Genomic DNA, 935 nt, shown 5'->3' with positions numbered 1-935 from the left:
GGCTGGAACTGCCATAGGCGTAGACGCCGTTGCCGGACGACGGCGCGGTGAGCGGGCCGTTCGTCACCGCGCTCGAGAACCCGTTCGACGTCGTCGAGTAGCGCCCGACATTGGTGTGGTAGGACGCCGTGTAGGTGGCGCCGGGCGTGAGCGTCACCGGGTTCGAGAAGGTGGCGGTCTGCCAGCCGCTCGCGGTCTCATTGAAGAAGGTCGCGGTGGCGAGCTTCTGGCCGGTGCTCGACCACAGGGTACCGGTATGGGTGCCGGTATCCTGGGTGCCCTTGTAGAACTTGACCGCGCTGACCGAGCCGGCGGTCGAGGCCTGGAACTTCACCCCGAGCTCGACCGGGTTGAGGTCGTTGGTGTTGGTCGCCGCCGGCGTCGCCGAGGACGAGAACAGGCTGAACGCGCTGGTGCTCGGCGCCGAGACCGTGAGCGCCACGCTCGCCGACGAGGTGCCGCCGCGCCCGTCCGAGATCGCGTAGGTGAAGCCGGCGGCCCCCGTGTAGTTGGCGGTCGGCGTGAAAGTGACGGTGGCGTTGGTCGGGTCGAGCGACACGGTGCCGTTGCTGGGGGCGCTCACGCCGGTGACCGTGAGCGGGTCGCCGTTCGGGTCGGTGTCGTTGGCGAGCAGCGTCGCGGTCGAGAACGTCACCGCGGTATTGCGGGTCACCGCCGGGCCGGTATCGTTGACGGCAGCCGGTGCCTGGTTGGTGGCGCTGCTGTTCGGGTTGAAGACGACGTCGACCCAGTAATTGGTGTTCTGGTAGGTGTTGGTGGGGAACAGGCTGGAACTGCCATAGGCGTAGACGCCGTTGCCGGACGACGGCGCGGTGAGCGGGCCGTTCGTCACCGCGCTCGAGAACCCGTTCGACGTCGTCGAGTAGCGCCCGACATTGGTGTGGTAGGACGCCGTGTAGGTGGCGCCGGGCGTG

At 68.3% G+C, this 935-nt stretch carries 1 protein-coding gene; it reads right to left on the bottom strand.

Features of this window, described 5'->3' with window-relative positions; genetic code table 11:
• Window positions 1-935 (bottom strand): DUF4082 domain-containing protein (locus VQ03_RS29840; protein WP_048454561.1); only part of this gene is annotated, 935 nt, incomplete at both ends.

Origin of the sequence: Methylobacterium tarhaniae, assembly GCF_001043955.1 — a bacterium.
Classification (GTDB): Bacteria; Pseudomonadota; Alphaproteobacteria; order Rhizobiales; family Beijerinckiaceae; genus Methylobacterium; species Methylobacterium tarhaniae.
This window is presented reverse-complemented; position numbering and strand designations above follow the sequence as displayed.